Annotated in this window: 16 protein-coding genes; 3 read left to right on the forward strand and 13 right to left on the reverse strand. The window is 47.1% G+C overall.

The genetic code is table 11. The annotated features are described in order from the left end of the window. Positions 1–90: 90 nt before the first annotated feature. Positions 91–528, reverse strand: a complete 438-nt coding sequence (locus C7R73_RS04115; RefSeq protein ID WP_106449259.1) for an SRPBCC family protein — start codon at positions 526–528, stop codon at positions 91–93. Further along, positions 525–1,199 (reverse strand): hypothetical protein, encoded by a 675-nt coding sequence (locus tag C7R73_RS04120; protein ID WP_106449260.1) that lies wholly within the window; start codon positions 1,197–1,199, stop codon positions 525–527. The genes C7R73_RS04115 and C7R73_RS04120 overlap by 4 nt, the downstream gene beginning before the upstream one ends. A gap of 361 nt (positions 1,200–1,560) precedes the next feature. Between C7R73_RS04120 and C7R73_RS04125 the strand changes: the two genes are divergently transcribed. Then, entirely contained in the window at positions 1,561–1,935 is a 375-nt protein-coding gene (locus C7R73_RS04125; RefSeq protein ID WP_106449261.1) for a nuclear transport factor 2 family protein, read from the forward strand. Between the two features lie 358 nt (positions 1,936–2,293). Here the strand turns inward: C7R73_RS04125 and C7R73_RS04130 are convergent, their stop codons facing one another. The 3 genes from C7R73_RS04130 to rlmD all read right to left on the reverse strand — a co-directional run bounded on the left by C7R73_RS04130 (position 2,294) and on the right by rlmD (position 5,740). Further along, on the reverse strand, positions 2,294–3,082 hold the full coding sequence (locus C7R73_RS04130) for an SDR family NAD(P)-dependent oxidoreductase (RefSeq protein ID WP_106449262.1): 789 nt from the start codon (positions 3,080–3,082) through the stop codon (positions 2,294–2,296). A 128-nt stretch (positions 3,083–3,210) separates the two neighbouring features. Further along, complete coding sequence (locus C7R73_RS04135; RefSeq protein WP_106449263.1) at positions 3,211–3,966, reverse strand: CPBP family intramembrane glutamic endopeptidase; 756 nt, start codon at positions 3,964–3,966, stop codon at positions 3,211–3,213. 391 nt (positions 3,967–4,357) lie between these two features. Continuing rightward, the gene (gene rlmD, locus C7R73_RS04145) at positions 4,358–5,740 is read right to left on the reverse strand and encodes a 23S rRNA (uracil(1939)-C(5))-methyltransferase RlmD (protein ID WP_106449265.1); all 1,383 of its coding nucleotides are present in this window, start codon (positions 5,738–5,740) and stop codon (positions 4,358–4,360) included. Positions 5,741–5,958: 218 nt separating this feature from the next. Here rlmD and C7R73_RS04150 point away from each other — a divergent pair, with 218 nt between their 5' ends. Next, positions 5,959–6,357 carry a VOC family protein gene (locus C7R73_RS04150; RefSeq protein WP_106449266.1) on the forward strand — a complete coding sequence of 133 codons (399 nt, stop codon included), beginning with the start codon at positions 5,959–5,961 and terminating at the stop codon, positions 6,355–6,357. A gap of 129 nt (positions 6,358–6,486) precedes the next feature. Here C7R73_RS04150 and C7R73_RS04155 read toward each other — a convergent pair whose 3' ends face one another. The 8 genes from C7R73_RS04155 to pcrA form a co-directional block, all read right to left on the reverse strand. Beyond that, the gene (locus tag C7R73_RS04155; RefSeq protein WP_106449267.1) at positions 6,487–6,897 is read right to left on the reverse strand and encodes a thioredoxin family protein; all 411 of its coding nucleotides are present in this window, start codon (positions 6,895–6,897) and stop codon (positions 6,487–6,489) included. 110 nt (positions 6,898–7,007) lie between these two features. Continuing rightward, the gene (locus tag C7R73_RS04160) at positions 7,008–8,039 is read right to left on the reverse strand and encodes a diacylglycerol kinase (protein WP_106449268.1); all 1,032 of its coding nucleotides are present in this window, start codon (positions 8,037–8,039) and stop codon (positions 7,008–7,010) included. A gap of 590 nt (positions 8,040–8,629) precedes the next feature. After that, positions 8,630–10,060, reverse strand: a complete 1,431-nt coding sequence (gatB, locus tag C7R73_RS04170; RefSeq protein ID WP_106449270.1) for an Asp-tRNA(Asn)/Glu-tRNA(Gln) amidotransferase subunit GatB — start codon at positions 10,058–10,060, stop codon at positions 8,630–8,632. Positions 10,061–10,072: 12 nt separating this feature from the next. Further along, entirely contained in the window at positions 10,073–11,527 is a 1,455-nt protein-coding gene (gene gatA, locus C7R73_RS04175) for an Asp-tRNA(Asn)/Glu-tRNA(Gln) amidotransferase subunit GatA (protein WP_106449271.1), read from the reverse strand. Further along, positions 11,524–11,829: an Asp-tRNA(Asn)/Glu-tRNA(Gln) amidotransferase subunit GatC gene (gene gatC, locus C7R73_RS04180; RefSeq protein WP_068620989.1), complete on the reverse strand. Its 306-nt coding sequence runs from the start codon at positions 11,827–11,829 to the stop codon at positions 11,524–11,526. The genes gatA and gatC overlap by 4 nt, the downstream gene beginning before the upstream one ends. A gap of 168 nt (positions 11,830–11,997) precedes the next feature. Further along, complete coding sequence (locus C7R73_RS04185) at positions 11,998–13,131, reverse strand: CamS family sex pheromone protein (RefSeq protein WP_106449272.1); 1,134 nt, start codon at positions 13,129–13,131, stop codon at positions 11,998–12,000. Further along, the gene (gene ligA / locus C7R73_RS04190; protein ID WP_106449273.1) at positions 13,124–15,154 is read right to left on the reverse strand and encodes an NAD-dependent DNA ligase LigA; all 2,031 of its coding nucleotides are present in this window, start codon (positions 15,152–15,154) and stop codon (positions 13,124–13,126) included. The genes C7R73_RS04185 and ligA overlap by 8 nt, the downstream gene beginning before the upstream one ends. 19 nt (positions 15,155–15,173) lie before the next feature. Next, positions 15,174–17,456 carry a DNA helicase PcrA gene (gene pcrA / locus C7R73_RS04195; protein ID WP_192875238.1) on the reverse strand — a complete coding sequence of 761 codons (2,283 nt, stop codon included), beginning with the start codon at positions 17,454–17,456 and terminating at the stop codon, positions 15,174–15,176. A 330-nt stretch (positions 17,457–17,786) separates the two neighbouring features. Between pcrA and C7R73_RS04200 the strand changes: the two genes are divergently transcribed. After that, positions 17,787–18,017 (forward strand): hypothetical protein, encoded by a 231-nt coding sequence (locus tag C7R73_RS04200; protein ID WP_106449275.1) that lies wholly within the window; start codon positions 17,787–17,789, stop codon positions 18,015–18,017. Positions 18,018–18,049: the final 32 nt, after the last annotated feature.

The raw sequence follows: 18,049 nt of genomic DNA on the forward strand, positions 1-18,049 counted from the left end.
TCATCATCAATACTATCAGAGGAACTATTTATCCATCCGACAAACTGTGCACAATATAATCGACTCTATTTTAATTGTTGATTTCGGAGTTTATCCTATTTTTTCCGCCAGCGTTTTTATGCGCTCCAGTGCTTCTGGAATCCGGATACTGAATGTCTCTTCTTGTTCTTCGGGAACATCGGTTTTGACAATTAATGTGGTTACGCCATTTTTTTCGGAAAGAGAATAACTCTCAGTGCCCCCGGTCCACTCTTTTTCGCGTTCGTGCCGCCCATTTTCTTTCGTGTCCATACTGTGCCTGAATAATACATACTCATTCGAATTAAATTTCGCTACCAGACTGGTCACACCGTAACCATTTATGGATGATAGGAACTGGATTTCATTTCCCTCTTTCATGATTCCCTTCATGTATGTCCCTTCATCAATAATACTTGCCCAGTCACGGAATGTTGCATCATCCCAAAGCGTTGCCCACACTCTTTCTTTAGCCGCATTTATTTCAATTGAAAATTGAATATTTTTCATGTTTTACTCCTATAACCGACAACTAGTTTATATACCGGAATGGAAACAAATGCCAACGCAATGAAAATCAGTCCTACAAACATGAAGACATCGGCTTGATAGTGCCAATTTCCCCACATGTTCAAATCCTCAAAGGTTCCTCTCAACGACGGATCCGTTGCCGAAAGATCGAAATCGGATGTAACTACCATTCTTACTCCTTTGTTTATCAAAATATATAATCCGATATTCGCGAAATAGGAAACAGCAATGACCGCAAAGTTCGATATAAATTTCTTCGTTTTATCCTTTTTCGGATTGTTCTCCTCGTCCAAATCCTTGTAAATTCCGGTGAAAATTTTAAAAAGGCTGAAGACTGCGTAAACCAGCAACTTTAAAGAGAATGACCCCAGTAAAGCCAATGGATCTGACGCCAGCAAATTTGTTGCGATTGTCCCCGGGGCCGCGAATACATTTAGAATTCCAGAAACAAAAAGCATTGTTGATACTGGATTCTCCAGCATAAAATCAGATGCTCTTTTTTTGAATCCCAATAGTATGCTGATAAGCAAAATGAGGAATATCTGGATTTGCAACGTATAAAAAGTTCCCGCCTGATCTCCAAAGCTGGTGAAGAATAGAATAGGTAAGGAAATCAGCAAAGGACGCCACTTGAATTTTCGCTTTTCCATTGTATCTGCCCCCTTTTAGATCTACCAAAAAAAGAAAAAAACACTTTCAGGTCGTATGCAGTTTAAATATCCCCTTTGAAAATGTCGCACATAAGCTATCAAATTCTATTCTCAAATCTGCAATTTGCTTGATGGAAATTTGGAACGTATAATTTAATTAGGGCATTCACAAAAAAGTTCATCCCCTCTGTTTATTATTATACGTCTTGATACAGATACATATCAAAGATAAAACCGTATGAAAGACCGTGCCACCTAACTCATGACTGAAATAAGGAGCGTACGGTGGCACTTATTCAATCTTGCAGATCAATAGCTATCCGGCTCTTCCGAATAAAGTATGATACATGGAGGTTATTTTATGTCTGAGCAAGTAACCGTTGAAACATTGAAGGACTTTCTGGAAGCATTCAATCGTCACGACCTGGATTCCATCATGAGCTATTTCGCAGATGATTGCATCTTCTATATGCCACGAGGCGCCCGGCCACGAGGTGATCGATACGTCGGAAAAACGGAGGTTAGAGCGGGTCTGGCAAGTCGATTCGAGGGTATTCCGGACGTGCATTACGGAAAGGATCAGCATTGGATCTGCGGCAATTTGGGAGTATCGGAGTGGACTCTCACGGGTACGACTAAATCGGGGCAGCAGCTTGAGGTGCGAGGGGTTGATCTGCTCGAGTTCGCTGGCGGAAAGATCATCCGCAAGGATTCTTTCTGGAAGATACTGGAGTGAGGGGCAAGAGTGGAATTCAATGAACGGCAAGCTGGAAAAGAAGAGGCTCGGACTTCGGTCCTCGCCTCTTCTTTTTGGGTTTATATTCTTTACGTATCAAATTCCCCATTTTTTAGTCCCTCTTCAGTCTGAATCCTTGTAGCAATCTTTGGATTGACCAAAAAAATGCGGCGTTCCCATTAATTAACCAAAAACTCTTCCTGCAACAATTTCACTGGGATAATACTATCGTTCTAGTAGCAACCTATGATGTTGTGTGGCCTGATGGGAAAGAATAGTCTATCGATTCATCAACCAGCAAAAGGGAAAGCACTATCCAAATCAGTACCTTATTTCCGGTTGAAGTGGGGGTAGTTCCTTAAATCAGCCTGTTGTTACGAAAGCCGGCCGTTAGAAAACGCCAAGTAGCCTTTCTTTTTGTCAGCCAAGCGATTTGAGCGTCATTCCTGGTGTTTCTGAGTATTCTTGGTATTAAAAACGTTGCGACTGTACCCGGTTTATCGGCCAATATATTGAATATCTTTCTGAACTTCTCATCTGCGATGACCTGAGACTGCTGGCCGTTAGGCATTTTTGTGATAAAATCCGTCAGCACCATCCCCGGAGATAACCTCCCTGCTATTACATCCGTACCCTCCAGTTCCAGGGCCATCCCTTTCATAAAATACGTTAATGCGTGCTTGGTAGTGCCGTACAATATTGTTTTTTTCTGGGTCATGTTGTTTGAACCAAGGCCCTCCATGCTATATATCGCGCCTTTCCCCTGTTTTAGCATTCCCGTTGCAGCAATCTGTGAACCGTATATCATACCAATAAGATTGGTCTTGATAATATTTTCGGTATCTGTTTCGCCCGTTTCCCACGCAAATATGTGAGGCGTATTTTCCCCCGCGTTATTGATCCATATATTTATCTCGCCCCATTGTGCCAAAGAATCATCCCAAAGTTTTTGCAGATTTGCTTTCTCTTGGACATTGCATGAGACATAGATGTACTTCCCCTCAAACGGCGACAGTTCCCTTTGCATTGCTGCCGTGAGTGCTTCACCTCTCCCGGACAACGTAACATTACACCCGGCACGCAGAAACTCGTTTGCCATAGAAAAACCAATGCCACGAGTACTACCCGTTATCACAATATTTCTCATAAAAAACCTCCCTATTCATCTCCCACCTACTCATGGGGCTAAGACCAGATCATTCCTTCAGGCGGAAGTCTTCTATCGGGTTGAAGATAAAACGGCATCTTAATCATATTTGTATGATGCTTATAACCTTAACCCGAATACACAGAAATAATAAAGCTAACCGTCGATAATAAATTACACAAACAATGAAATACAATGGATATGTATATATTTTCCTTCTTCCATACAATCCATGCAGCAGGAAAAAATATAGAAATTCTGAATAAGTTGTTGAACGGAAGCCAAAAATGATATAACGAAAACAGTATCGTGATTATAAACGGTGCAAAATTGCCATATCTACTTATTTTAGAAGTAAGGAAGCCTCTAAAAAACAGTTCTTCTACAATGGGACCCACGATAACATTAAGAATAAAATACCCGACGCAGGTCAACAGCAAAATATCCCTTGGATACTGTTGAAAGGATTCAATATTATTCCAATCAAAATATACAGGCATACTTTGTGTAAGCTTATTTGAAATCGGAGCAAACAAGCTGTTTTCTAATGGTGCTACCGTTACAGACATAATTCCTGCAAAAGCAAACAAAAAAGATCCGTATAGGAATATTTTCCACCAACTCATTTTCTTATAATTGGTAAATGCACTGCTTAAGGAATACCTGCCGTATTCTTTTTTACTCGCATTTAAAACTATACCTATTTCAAATGGAAATAAAATGAAGGTAGCACAAATATAAAAAAGTAAAAGTGATGGAATGGCAGGCTTCAGACCTCCTATGACAATATACACAACAGTCAATATTGAAGAAGGAATAAAAATCAGGCACAGTATCTTTTGCAAACTCATTTCTTTATGCACATTTTTTTGATAAGTTGTCATAGGTCACCTCACATTATTATTTCATCCTGGACTTTAGATGACCACCCAATACACTCAGATGGCGATAGGAAGCAATAAAATTTAGCCGCAGAGATCAATACTACTGTCTCAATGTGCAGTATCTGCGGGAACAAGCCCATCGGCTCTGGAAGCTGCATAAGCTGTATCCGCCTTCGTGGAATAACTGAAGGTCGCGTGCCAATGTAGCTGGGTTGCACGATGCGATCAGGGGCTATGCCCAAAGCCGCTTTGATAAACGATTTCGGTCCTTCACAATCATTATAGACCCTTGGGATGGCCATCGCTAAGCGCGACATCTTTTTGGACGCACAAAAAGCCGCAAGACCCGTCACATTCATGACAGTCCTTGCGGCTTTCTAATTTTTTCTATTTATTTATTGCGTGTCAACGCCACGACTGATTCCACATGCAGTGTTTGTGGGAACAGATCCACTGGTTGGATGCTGCCTACGCTGTAGCCGCCTTCGTGGAATAATTGTAGATCGCGTGCCATAGTAGCTGGGTTGCAGCTGACGTAGACGATGCGCTTAGGAGCGATTTCCAAAGCAGCTTCGATGAAGGCCGGTTCCAAGCCTTTGCGTGGAGGATCGACAACCAAGACATCTGCTTTGACGCCTTCAGCAGCCCATTTCGGCATTACTTCTTCGGCAGCGCCGGTTTCGAAGGTAATGTTTTCGATGTTGTTTGCTGCTGCATTCATTTCGGCCATTTTCACGGCATCGGGAACGACTTCCATCGCATAAACGTGTTTCGCTTTTTCAGCCAATGACAAGGAGATCGTTCCGATTCCGCAATAAGCATCGATGACGGTTTCTTCGCCTGTCAATTGTGCAGCTTCGATTGCCAATTTATAAAGTTTTTCCGTTTGGATCGGGTTCACTTGATAGAATGAGCGCGAAGAGATGGCAAATGTATGGCCCATCAGTTTGTCGTGATAAACGTCTTCACCGTGCAGGACGATGGTTTCGTCACCCAGGATGACATTGTTTTGTTTCGGGTTCACGTTTTGGACGATGCTGACCACTTCCGGTAAAGCCTCCAAGATAGCTGGAATGATTTTACTTTGCGGGAACAGTTTCGCCGTACGCGTCACCAGGACTACCATCATTTCGCCTGTGTAATAACCGCGGCGGATCATGATGTGACGGATATTTCCGGTATGTTTCTTCTCGTCGTATGCTTTCACATTGAATTCTTGCAGAATGTCACGGACTTTTACGATGGCTTCATCGATTTTTGGATCCTGGATCTGGAAGTTTTCCATCGGGATCAGTTCATGGGTGTTGGTACGGAAAAATCCGGTAACCAATTTTCCGTCTTTTTGACGTACTGGGATCTGTGCTTTGTTGCGGTATCCCCATGGATTTTCCATTCCGATTGTCGGTTTGACTTCGACTTCAGGCATTTTGGCAATGCGTTTCATCACTTGTTCGACGTTGTTCTTTTTGAAAGCCAATTGGGCAGAGTAACGCAGATTCTGCAATGGCATCGTACCAACGCGTGTTCCTTTAACATCGCGTGTCGGAATACGGTCAGGAGAACTGCTCAGTCTTTCCTCAATGCGGGCGAATCCAAAAGATTTGCCGACTTTCGTCACTTTGATGGTGGCCCGTTCACCCGGTAGTCCATCCGCTACAAATAATGGATAACCCTCAACTTTTGCGACACCCATACCTTCTGACGTTAAGTCCTCAAATGTTACAGTCATCTTCTCATTTTTTATTACCGGTGCTACCGTATATTGTTTTTTCATGTGTACTCCTCAGTTCATAATTTTTCATTCGGTTCATTATACCAAAAAAGAAGGCGACTCGATACAGCAAGCCCATTTGTTTGGAAAAAATAAGTACTTTCTCATAATATCGCCTGATGCGGCGCGGCTTATCGATAGGAAGTTTCGCTCGCATTCAGTATAATAGAAGTATATAGACTAGTTACTGACGGGTACAGGAAGAAAGCGAGGATGACAAAATGAGCGGACAACGGATTATTCCCTTTTTGACGTTACCGGGGACTGCAGAAGCAGCGATGCACTTTTATGTTTCCATTTTCCCGAATTCCAGCGTGACCTCCCTCACCAAAATCGATGAGGATGAACACGGTGAAGGCGGCCGCGTGATTAATGAGCAGTTTGTTTTGAATGGACAGGAAGTCATGGCGATGGACATGGAAGAGGATTTCTTGCCGGATATGACTTGGGCCGTTTCCCTCTACGTGGACTGCGAAGATGAAGCCAGCTTCGACAACTACTTTGATTCGTTATCCGCGGATGGCGTTGTGATGATGGGACCTGAAGCGGTCGGCGAATTACGCGCGGTAGCTTGGGTGACCGACCAATTCGGCGTCACCTGGCAATTGGTTTGGAAATAATACGAATGGGCTGCTCCAGTTTTTTGGGGGCAGCCCATTCTTTTTGATTATCGGACTAACTCGGGCGGTCTCGCTTGCCGGTTGTCCGATTCTTTATAGTTATTGGACAAACTCGGGCGGATTCGCCTGCTATTCTTCTGCTAAAAGCGCTGGCAAGTCGGCTACGGTGTCCAGATTGACGGATCCGACCGCTTTGCCATTCTCCAGCCTGATTAAGAGCGGAACAAACTGGACGCCGTAGGTATCCAGCACCTCGTCATAGTTGGCATCATTGACGCGCTTTTTCGTGTTGTAGTAATAAGCGGTCTGCCCAGTTTCCGTCAATTTTTCCTCCAGTATCGGACGGAATTCCTTGCAGTAAGGGCAATTATCGAAGCCGAAATAGAGGTAAGCCACATCCTGCGCGACCACTTCTTCGTATTCCGTCTCATTGTTGATAGCCACGATAGGTGAACTCTCCTCTTTCCCGCAGGCCACAAGCAGCATCAGCAGGCCGCTCAAAAATAATAAGGACAAAAATCTCTTCTGTTTTTTCGGCATACGGCAGATCCCCTTTCGTGTGAAAGCTTCTTTTTTCCAGTATAACAAAAAATGCCCGATAGCTCTCGTCATAACACCGAGAGACCGGGCATTCTTTCTATTTTTAGTCCTTAGTTCTTGCCGTCGTATGGCAAACGTTTGTCATTCACTTCATCCGGGTGCAAAGTTTCAACTTCCTTCATGAAGCCTGTGCCGGCACCTTCCAGAATGCCTTCATCGACTTCTTCGATTGGATCAGCGTAATCGGAAGTGTTGCCGATGATTTTGATGTGCTGCTGGTGGTTCGTGAATGTAGTCGGTGCATCACCGCCGTACTCACCATCCAAGTTGATCATCAAACGCGAACCATCCATGGATTCTGCTTTCACAAAGCTGGTATGTGTGTAAAGGACGTTCGAATTTTCCAGATGTCTGCCCCCGTTCAACACTTGGGCCAACAGTTGCAGGATTTCGAAGATGTTCGCTGTCTTCACGACAAAAAGCGTGAACTTGCCATCCCCCAAAACGATGTTCGGATCGATCGTCTCAAAGCCGCCTACCGAGTTGGTCAAGGCTACGAAAAACATGGAAGCCATGCCGTCGTATACGCCGTCTTCATACTCGATGCGCATGTGCATCGGTTTGAGCTGCGGGATTTTTTCGGCGCCTTTCACCAGATAGGCAAGGTAGCCAAAAATGGTCTTCAGCTTCGCAGGGACGTCGTAGGTCAAATCCGTCAGATAGCCGCCTGCTGCGATATTTATGAAATAAGTGCCATTCGATTGACCGATATCCATCGGGATGACATTTCCGTCAGCGATGACGCGGGCTGCATCCAATAGGTTCGAGCGCGGAATCTTCAAAGCACGGGCATAGTCATTTGTGGTCCCTGCAGGTATGATGCCGACTGTCGGTCTGTGGTCCAATCCGGCGATGCCGTTGACGACTTCGTTTACGGTACCGTCTCCGCCTGCTGCAACAATCAGGTCGAATCCGGCCAAAGCGGCACGTTCCGCTTCTTTTGTTGCGGAAAGGGGTTCTGGTGTCGTGGCATAGGCACTGGCCTCATAGCCTGCTTCTTCCAATATTTGAAGGATGTCAATCATGCTTTTTTTCAGCATTTCTCTTCCGGAAGTAGGATTGTAAATTACTCTTGCTCTCATTCTTTTCCTCATCTTTCTAGGCTCATCTGTTATGTAGGTCACAATTGATCTTTTCTTGTCAAACCACTCAATTAATGATTATATCACCTAAATCATAATAATACTAATTGTTGAACTGGAAAAAGATAGGTTTATTGCGATTTTTTTTAGAGTTTATTATTTCAGAAAAAAAGCCTGTTTTGTGTTTTGCACTGAACCGGAAACTTTTCGCAGAAGCTCAAGCAGATACAAAGGATCGATTTCCTGGTGTGGCTGGTCTCGCCGGGAATTGCGGGCATTTCGCATCCCGATTTCCCGGTGAACACTGTCTCACCGGGAATTGCGGGCATTTTGTATCCCGATTTCCCGGTGAACACTGTCTCGCCGGGAATCCGAAGCCTATTTCTTGCCGATTTCCCGGCGAGCTCCATTTTGATTGGAAGTGAAAAAAACCAACCTCCCGAAGGAAGTTGGCTGGAATGTGTGCAACGCAAACGCGTTCTGAATCCCAGTAATCTCCGCCTAAGCTGAAAACCCCATCGCGACTAAAACCGGGTCGCGTTGGGGTTTTCCTCTTAGTGCTCGATTCCTAAAGCGGGATTCATCACGCTCTATCTTTTTTCTAGTTCTTGTGCTAGTAGTTGGTTGACCATGCCTGGGTTGGCTTGGCCTTTGGTTTGTTTCATGATTTGGCCTACTAGGAAGCCTTTGGCGCGGTCTTTTCCGGCTTTGAAGTCGTCAACGGATTGTTGGCTGTTGTCCAAAACGGCGTTGATGATCGGCAACAGTTGCGACGGATCGCTCATTTGGATCAGGCCTTCTGATTCGACGACTGCTTTTGCGTCGCCGCCTTTTGTTGCCAACAGGCGGAAGACTTTCTTGGCGATTTTCGTGCTGATGGTGCCGTCTTCGATCAAGGTGATCATGCCGGCAAGGTTCGCTGGCGTCAGTTTGGTGTCGGCCAGTTCCACTTTTTCGCTGTTCAGGTAAGCTGATACTTCACCCATCAACCAGTTGGAAGCCAATTTGGCATCCGCACCGGCAGCAAGAGTGCCTTCGAAGAAGTCGGACATTTCTTTCGAAAGTGTCAATACCATTGCATCGTACTCAGGTAGGTCGTATTCCGAAATGTATCTTTCGCGACGTTTTGCAGGCATTTCCGGAATGCTTGCTTTGACACGGTCGATCCATTCCTGGGAAACGGTCAAGCCTGGCAGATCCGGTTCAGGGAAGTAACGGTAATCACTTTCGCCTTCCTTGACGCGCATCAGGATTGTTTCGCCATTTGTTTCATCGAAACGGCGTGTTTCCTGTTGGATGACGCCGCCAGCGTTCAATACTTGCGCTTGGCGTTTTTCTTCATGAGCCAAACCTCTGCGGACGAAGTTGAAGGAGTTCAGGTTCTTCAATTCTGTCTTCGTGCCGAATTTTTCTTGGCCGAATGGGCGGATGGAGATGTTGGCATCGCAACGCATGGAGCCTTCTTCCATCTTCACATCGGATACGTCTGTGTACATGATGATTTGGCGAACCGCATCCAGGTAAGCATACGCCTCTTCAGGGGAGCGCATATCCGCTTCTGATACGATTTCGATCAATGGCGTTCCTTGACGGTTCAAATCGACATAGGAATAGCCGTCCGATCCGTGCATGTTTTTGCCGGCATCTTCTTCAAGATGGACGCGTTCGATGCGGATTTTTTTCTTAATGCCTTCCACTTCGATTTCGACCCAGCCGTCATGGCCGATTGGGTTATCCAATTGGGAAATTTGGTAAGCTTTCGGATTGTCCGGGTAGAAGTAGTTTTTGCGGTCGAAGTGCGTTTCCGTCGAGATTTCGCAGTTCAAAGCCAAAGCAGCCTTCATGCAGAATTCGATAGCTCTTTTGTTGATGACAGGCAAGACGCCCGGGTAGCCCCAGTCGATGACGTTTGTGTTTGTGTTCGGTTCTGCCCCAAAGTGTGCTGGAGATGGGGAGAACATTTTTGATTCAGTTTTCAATTCCACATGGACTTCCAGTCCGATGACTGTTTCATAATTCATAATGTTTTCCTCCTACAGGTTTGGGTGTTGATCAAGATAGTCGTTTGCTTGTTCCAAGGCAAAAGCGGCTTGATAGATCTTCGCTTCTTCGAAGTAGTTACCGATCAATTGGATACCGATTGGCATGCCGTCAGCCGAGAAACCGCCAGGAACGGAAATGGCCGGAACGCCCGCCAAGTTGATCGTTACTGTCAACAAGTCGTCCATGTACATAGCCAATGGATCGTCGTTCTTTTCGCCGATTCCGAAAGCAGTCGTTGTAGTGGTTGGTCCCAGAATCAGATCATAGCCTGCGAAGATGTTCGCAAAGTCGCGTTTGATCAGCGTGCGGACTTGTCCAGCTTTCTTGAAGTAAGCATCATAGAAACCGGCGCTCAATGAGAAGGATCCCAACATGATGCGGCGTTTCACTTCCATCCCGAAACCTTGGGAACGGCTCTTGATGTACAATTCATCCAATGAATTGACATTTTCTGCGCGGTAGCCATAACGCACACCGTCAAAACGTTGCAGGTTGGATGAAGCTTCCGAAGAAGCGATGATGTAGTAAGCAGGGATTCCGTATGCCAAAGTCGGCATGCTGACTTCTTCCACGGTAGCGCCCATTTCTTCGAATTGGGCAGCTGCTTTTCTTACAGCCTCTTGGATTTCAGCGGATACGCCCTCTTGGAAATATTCTTTCGGCAAAGCAATCTTCATGCCTGCGACATTTCCGTTCAGGTTCGCGCTGAATTTAGGCACTTCCAGCTTCATGCTTGTCGAATCTTTGGCATCATAGCCGCTGATTGCTTCCAACAACAAAGCGTTGTCGGTTACGTTGCGTGTCATCGGGCCGATTTGGTCAAGGCTGGACGCAAAAGCGATCAAGCCGTAACGGGATACGCGGCCGTATGTCGGTTTCATGCCGACGATGCCGTTGAAGGCGGCCGGTTGACGGATACTTCCGCCTGTGTCGGAACCCAATGAAGCGACGACTTCACCGCTGGCAACCGCAGCAGCAGAGCCACCGGATGAACCGCCGGGAACTTTTGTCAGGTCCCAAGCATTTTTGGTTTTTTTGTAGTAAGAGTTTTCCGTGCTTCCGCCCATGGCAAATTCGTCCATGTTCAGTTTTCCGACGTTGACGGCGCCGGCTTGCTTCAATTTCGTGACGACTGTTGCGTCATAGATCGGCATAAAATCGCCCAACATGCGGCTCGCGGCTGTCGTTGTCACGCCTTCAGTAACGATGTTGTCTTTGATCCCTAAAGGAATACCGTTCAGGACATTGCCGTCAGCGTAGCCTTTTTCGTCCGCAGCTTGCGCTTGTTTCAAGGCTCCTTCTTCGTTCAAAGCCAAGAATGCTTCCACTTTTCCGTCTGTTTCAGCGATGCGTTTGAAGGCTGCTTGTGTCAGTTCCACGGAAGAAAATTCTTTGTTGACTAAACCTTCATGCAGGCTCGTTAGCGTTTCATTGAAAATACTCATGCGCCTTCCACCTCGTTATCTAAAATTGCCGGCACTTGGATCATGCCGTCTTCGGCTGTCTTGACGTTTTTGAATAAGAGGTCGCGATCCGTTCCTGGTTCCGCTACATCTTCACGCATGACATTCTTCAATGCATAGCCATGAGAAGTCACGGGTACATCCGTTGTATCGACTGCTTCCAATTGTTCCACCATGTCGATGATGTCGCCCAATTGTTCTGTAAAATGTTTTATTTCGTGAGGAGCGAATTCCAGCTTGGCCAGTTTTGCTACGTGACGCACTTGCTCTTCAGTGATTGCCATGTAATACCCTTCTTTCTGTCGTTTTGTGTAGTCATCGTTTTTTTACATACCTGTTCATTTTAGCATAAAAATCATCGGTTTGTGGGAGTTTTCTCACGTTTCCAGCACTTTCTGAAAACAGAAAAAGCGGAACGGGTTCGTTCAGCCCTGATTAAGGAAAACTGTGCCTTAATCGAAGATATGGTAACTGAAGCCCTGGCTGTCGTTTTCCCTAGTCAGGAACGATTCGATGCCGTTGATCGATTCAACCGTGATTTCGACGGGAATGTTTTGGGGCAGGAAACGCCCTGCCGCATCCGTTACGTGTTGGGTGAAGGCGATGATTTCCGTTTCCCCGTAGAATTGCGTCGTGATGTCGATCTCGAGCGACAGCAACTGTCCATCGATGTATTTGCCTTCACCGACGATACCGTTCAGATTCGGGAAGAAATTTTGCACTTCATTTTTGAAGTTGTCAAAGTTGGAAGATTCTTCCGTCTGCGTTCCGCTTTGCAAAGGGAAAACCACTTTGCTTTCATTGCGGGTAATCCATTCGCCGATCGCATTCCCTTCCGTGGAGACGCCTTCGAACAGATAAGAGCCGCCGACCGGGCTGTCCTGTGCTGATTGCTCATATATGCCGATGACAATCGGGATGCTTTCCAATCCCTCGGTCTGGCGCAAACGGGTAATAATCGTATTTGCATAGGCTTTTGCCTGTTCTTCCAGTTTATCGCGGGAAATGGCTTGTTCCATCGGCACATCGTTCACCTTGTAATAGTCGACCGAATTCATAGCCAATCCGATGGCCATCCCGGCCAATTCGAAGCCATTCTCATTTTGTATCATATAGTCCTGTTCCAAAATCTGCTCCAGATAAATCGGCTCTCTGGTTGCCGCGTCAGTGCTACCGTTGTCGGTCGGATTCAAACCGTCCGGATTAGAGTCGCTGTAACGTCCCAACCACAACCTTGTCGTATCGTAATCGATGACTTGGCCTTCCTGAAAAAAGTATTGGTCAGTCGGGAAAATATTTTTTGCTACATCCAACAGATCCGCCTCAAAGTCTTTGATGTTGGCTGTCGAGTTCAGCGAAAGGCTGACGCCACGATTCTGGCTGAATTGGTACTTGCCGTCCACAATCAAGGCCGGGTAATAATCGGTCGACAACTGATTTTGTGTCGTTTGGACGGTCACTTTTTCAGGGCCGGTATTGGTTGTATTCTCCGTCGTTTGCGTCTCTGATAGCTGTCCGCAACTGGCCAACAGGAACATCGCTGCTCCGGAGACAGTCATAAGGATGACGCTTTTCGCTTTATTCACTGCTGTCACTTCTTTCCAAGTTTTTCACCATATCTTCTTCTGTCCAGACAGGGATGCCCAAAGATTGGGCTTTTGCCAATTTACTGCCGGCTTCTTCTCCGGCGACGATCAAGTCGGTTTTTTTGGAGACACTGCCTGTCACTTTTCCGCCGAGCGCTTCAATCATTTCCGTCGCTTCGGTTCGGTTATAGTGTGTCAGTTTGCCCGTCAATACAACTGTTTTACCGTTCCAGATGGAATCTACAGCGGCCACCTCAGCCTTTTTCTTGCCCAGGTAGGTCAGATTCACACCGTTCGCTCGGAATTCTTCGATCAGGTCCTTCACTTCAGGCAGTTGGAAATAGGCCACGACGCTGTCCGCGATGATGTCACCCATGCCTTCGACGGCCATGATTTCTTCCTTTGTCGCCTGCATCAGGCGTTCGATGGTTTCGAATTCCGCTGCTAGGCTGGCTGCAGCCTTCGATCCGACATGGCGGATTCCCAAACCGAACAGCAGACGTTCAAATGAGTTCCCCCGGCTCTGATCGATGGCGGTCACAATATTGTGGGCAGACTTTTCTTTGATTTTATCCAATTGGTAAAGATCTTCTTCAGTCAGTTTATACAGGTCGGCTACGTCTTTGACGAGACCCTTTTCGAACATTTGGCTGACGACGCGGACACCCAGACCGCTGATGTTCATCGCATTGCGCGAAACGAAGTGGGAAAGGCCCTCTTTGATTTGGGCAGGGCACTTCGGATTGATGCAGCGCAAAGCTACTTCATCCTCCAAATGCACCAAGTGGCTATCGCAGGCAGGGCACGCTTCCGGAATGACATAGGTTTCACTTTCCGGACCTCTGCGGTCGATAAGGACATGTTGGATTTCCGGGATGATGTCACCCGCCTTATGGATTACGACAGTATCGCCGATGCGCACATCCTTCTCGCGAACGAGATCGACGTTATGCAGGCTGGCGCGCTGCACGGTGGACCCGGCCAAAAATACCGGATCCATTACGGCAGTCGGAGTCACGACACCGGTACGGCCCACTGTCCACTCTATGTCGCGCACGATCGTTTCGGCTTCTTCCGCTTTGAATTTGTAGGCGATTGCCCATCGCGGCGCTTTAACCGTATAGCCGATTTCTTCTTGAGCAGCGAAGGTATTGACTTTGATGACGATGCCGTCGATTTCGTAAGGCAAATCTTTTCTTTTCGCTGCAATCTCTTCTGTGAATGCCCAGACTTCTTCAATCGAATTGAAGAGTCTGCGTTCCGGATTGGTCCGCAAACCGACCTGAGCCAATCGGTTCAGCAGCGCATCCTGCGTCTCCACAGCCAATTGTTCAAAATTGGTGGCACTGTAAAGATAGATGTTCAGGTTGCGGCTGGCCGCAATGCTGGAATCCAGTTGGCGCAGACTGCCGGCAGCAGCGTTGCGCGGATTCGCAAAAATCTCCAAGCCTTTCTCATCGCGGTCCGCATTCAATTGTACAAAGGAAGCTTTCGGCATGTAGCATTCCCCGCGGACTTCGAAAGTCAGCGGTTCATTCAGACGCAACGGAATGGCTTTGACTGTCCGCAGGTTCTGAGTTATGTCTTCGCCGGTGGTTCCGTCCCCACGCGTCGCGCCTTGGATAAACAAGCCGTTTTCGTACTTCAACGACACAGCCAAACCGTCGATCTTCAGCTCGCACATGTACTGCAAGGGTTGGTCGGTCAGTTTGCTGATCCGTTGATGGAACTGCAGAAGTTCCTCCTGATTGAAGGCATTCCCCAAACTAAGCATCGGCGAATCGTGCTGGACTTTGTTGAAGCCGGGCAGAATGGTGCCGCCGATGCGCTGCGTCGGTGAGTCCATGGTGATCAGCTCAGGATGGGTTTTTTCCAATTTTTCCAGTTCTTGATACTGCTGGTCGTATTCTTTATCTGAAATACTGGGCTTATCCAGTACATAATACTCGTAACTATAGCGGTTGAGGAGCGTCTTCAACGTCTCGATGCGCTCTTGGGCTTCGGTCGGACTTTCTTTCGCCATGAATGATTCCCCTCCTAAATTATGCTTTTTCGATCGGTGCAAAGGATGCCAACAGGCGTTTGATGCCGATATCTTTGAAGGCGATATCCAATGTCAAACCATCGCCTTCTCCGCTCGTCTGAACGACAATGCCTGTGCCCCATTTCTTATGGCTGGCTTTGTCCCCGACAGCCCAGCCAAGGCTGGCCGCACCACTGCTTCCGGTTTGCTTGACGGACTGCGTCGTTTTTTCACGCGGTCCGGCCGAAAACGGCTGACTGAAAGCTTTCTCCTGACGGGTATCGCTTGCTGTTTTCCAGCGGCCGCCCGAGCTTGCCGGTTTTGAAGAATACATGCTTGACGTGGATCCCGAACTGTCCTCGCGGTCCAAAACGGATCCGTCCAATTCATCAAGGAAACGCGATGCCGGGTTAGACATCGTACGTCCATAAAGCATGCGGGAATAGGCATTCGTCAGGAACAGTCTTTGCTCCGCCCGCGTGATGCCGACATAGGCCAAGCGCCGTTCTTCTTCCATCTGGTCCTCATCCAGGAAGGAGCGGGACGACGGGAAAATGCCGTCTTCCATCCCGATGATGAAGACGATCGGGAATTCCAATCCTTTGGCTGCGTGCATCGTCATCAGCGTCACTTCGCTCTGCGGTTCTTCCTCAATCTGATCCAAATCGGAAACCAGCGCCAAATCGGTCAGGAAGGAGGTCAGATCAAAGTCTTCTTGATTCATTTTATCGAACTCCTGCGTTACCGACAGGAATTCGTTGATGTTTTCAATCCGTGCTTCCGATTCAAGGGTCTTCTCCATTTCGAGGGCTTCCAGATAAGTCGTCTGGGAAAGCAACTCCTGCACCAATTCCGTGATTGGCAGGAATTCCTGCATTTTATGCAGATTGTCCATTATGGTAGCGAATTTCTTCAATTCCTTCGCTGCTTTTCCGGACACGCTGGACATTGCCACATCATGGGCAGCCTGCAATAAGGTCAGGTCATGCATGTTGGCGAATTCGCGCAGTTTTTCGACACTGGCATCGCCGATTCCGCGTTTCGGCACATTCACGATCCGGCCGAAACTCAAGTCATCGGATGGGTTCACGATCAGGCGCAGATAGGCCAAAAGGTCTTTGATTTCTTTGCGGTCGTAGAACTTGCGCCCGCCGACCATCTTGTAAGGGATGTTCGACTTCAGGAGGTTCTCCTCGATGACACGCGACTGGGCGTTCGTCCGGTAGAGCACTGCGAAATCCCCGTACTGGCGTTTGTTTTCGCGGACTTCCTGCTGCATCTTCGAGATGACATAGCGCGCTTCGTCGTGTTCGGATTGGCCCCGGTAGTAAACGATGTTCTCGCCATCCGGATTGTCTGTCCACAACTCTTTTTCTTTCCGGTTGACGTTGTTTTGGATCACGTCATTGGCTGCGCGCAGGATTTTTTTTGTGGAACGGTAGTTCTGTTCCAGCAAGACCACTTTTGCATCCGGATAATCCTTTTCGAAGTTGAGGATGTTTTCCATATCAGCCCCGCGCCAACCGTAGATACTTTGGTCCGCATCCCCGACGACGCAGATGTTTTTGAATTTGCTGGCCAGCAGCTGCACCAATTGATATTGGGCGAAGTTGGTATCCTGGTACTCGTCCACGTGGATGTAATGGAATTTATTTTGGTAGTAGGACAATGTTTCTGGGTATTCCTGGAACAGTTTGACAGTCAACATGATCAGGTCGTCGAAATCCATCGATTGGCTGTTTTCGAGCGCTTTCTGGTAATCCTTGTAGCACTCGAAGACGATATTGTCGATGTATCCGCCGGCGAAATCGCCGAATTCCTTCGGTGTCTGCAGCTCATTTTTCGCTTGGCTGATCCGCCCCAGAATCATGCGGTGATCGAATTTTTTCGAATCCAGATTCTTTTCGCGGATGATGCGTTTCATCAATGTTTCGGTTTCGCTCTGGTCGCAGATGGTGAAGGAGCGCGCATAGCCGATCTGTTCGCTTTCTCTTCTTAGGATCCGCACGCACATGGAGTGGAAAGTGGATACCCACATGTCGTTGCCGACTGTTCCGACCAAGCGGATGACCCGCTCTTTCATTTCTTTTGCCGCTTTATTCGTAAAGGTGATGGCTAAGATGTTCCAAGGGTTTACTGATTTTTCTTCCAGTAAATAGGCCATGCGATGGGTCAGCACACGTGTTTTGCCGCTGCCTGCGCCCGCCATGATCAATAGTGGCCCTTCCGTCGCCAAAACGGCTTCTGCTTGCCTTGGGTTCATTCCTTTTATGAGGTCGTGTTTTTGTTGCACAATTGCCATCCTTTCTTTTGTTGCCTTTGTTTCAGAGTATGTATGGGTGCGTTCTTTTTGATAGGTTCAAGGCGATGGTGCAGCCTTATCGTTTCTGATTTGCATCATGGTTTAGTCTATCATTTTAGAGCGTGGCTATCAATGAATCCCCGGATATTTTAAATAGTTTTTAACCCTTGTTCCCCTAGGTCGGTTCAGTTTCTTTTCAATCCATTATGCCATTCTTTTGGCTGTTTATGGCAAAAGAACTTCCTTTTCCGTATGTCAGGGGTTACAATGAAGACAGTAGTCAGCATACCGATAGGAACCTGTTTGATATTAGCCTAAGGGGTGGATTTCATGACGAAAAAAGGGTTAGCGTTTTATCTGGTAAGTTTGTTTATCATCTTAATGATTTGGACGTTCCAAATCCCATACTCGCAGGCTCTTTCAAGGGAAGTCGCACAAGGTATCCGCGATTCCCAGGAACAAAAATTGCTTGTCACGGATCCGGAAAGCAACAAAGTCTACGTTACGCCTGTCAGCACTAGCGAAGGCGTCATATCCCCCCGTGCACCGAGACGTAACTGATCCTCCATCTGTCCCCATTATGGCTGCCATGC

It is taken from the genome of Trichococcus alkaliphilus, assembly GCF_003008695.1.
Taxonomy (GTDB): domain Bacteria; phylum Bacillota; class Bacilli; order Lactobacillales; family Aerococcaceae; genus Trichococcus; species Trichococcus alkaliphilus.

What these genes read in the sequence shown, in the direction of transcription:
- gatC (WP_068620989.1), bottom strand. Translation starts at nt 11,829, where the DNA reads ATGGCAATCACTGAAGAGCAAGTGCGTCACGTAGCAAAACTGGCCAAG.
- C7R73_RS04150 (WP_106449266.1), top strand. Translation starts at nt 5,959, where the DNA reads ATGAGCGGACAACGGATTATTCCCTTTTTGACGTTACCGGGGACTGCA.
- gatB (WP_106449270.1), bottom strand. Translation starts at nt 10,060, where the DNA reads ATGAATTATGAAACAGTCATCGGACTGGAAGTCCATGTGGAATTGAAA.
- ligA (WP_106449273.1), bottom strand. Translation starts at nt 15,154, where the DNA reads ATGGCGAAAGAAAGTCCGACCGAAGCCCAAGAGCGCATCGAGACGTTG.
- C7R73_RS04200 (WP_106449275.1), top strand. Translation starts at nt 17,787, where the DNA reads ATGACGAAAAAAGGGTTAGCGTTTTATCTGGTAAGTTTGTTTATCATC.
- C7R73_RS04115 (WP_106449259.1), bottom strand. Translation starts at nt 528, where the DNA reads ATGAAAAATATTCAATTTTCAATTGAAATAAATGCGGCTAAAGAAAGA.
- rlmD (WP_106449265.1), bottom strand. Translation starts at nt 5,740, where the DNA reads ATGAAAAAACAATATACGGTAGCACCGGTAATAAAAAATGAGAAGATG.
- C7R73_RS04120 (WP_106449260.1), bottom strand. Translation starts at nt 1,199, where the DNA reads ATGGAAAAGCGAAAATTCAAGTGGCGTCCTTTGCTGATTTCCTTACCT.
- C7R73_RS04135 (WP_106449263.1), bottom strand. Translation starts at nt 3,966, where the DNA reads ATGACAACTTATCAAAAAAATGTGCATAAAGAAATGAGTTTGCAAAAG.
- C7R73_RS04125 (WP_106449261.1), top strand. Translation starts at nt 1,561, where the DNA reads ATGTCTGAGCAAGTAACCGTTGAAACATTGAAGGACTTTCTGGAAGCA.
- C7R73_RS04130 (WP_106449262.1), bottom strand. Translation starts at nt 3,082, where the DNA reads ATGAGAAATATTGTGATAACGGGTAGTACTCGTGGCATTGGTTTTTCT.
- pcrA (WP_192875238.1), bottom strand. Translation starts at nt 17,456, where the DNA reads ATGGCAATTGTGCAACAAAAACACGACCTCATAAAAGGAATGAACCCA.
- gatA (WP_106449271.1), bottom strand. Translation starts at nt 11,527, where the DNA reads ATGAGTATTTTCAATGAAACGCTAACGAGCCTGCATGAAGGTTTAGTC.
- C7R73_RS04160 (WP_106449268.1), bottom strand. Translation starts at nt 8,039, where the DNA reads ATGAGAGCAAGAGTAATTTACAATCCTACTTCCGGAAGAGAAATGCTG.
- C7R73_RS04155 (WP_106449267.1), bottom strand. Translation starts at nt 6,897, where the DNA reads ATGCCGAAAAAACAGAAGAGATTTTTGTCCTTATTATTTTTGAGCGGC.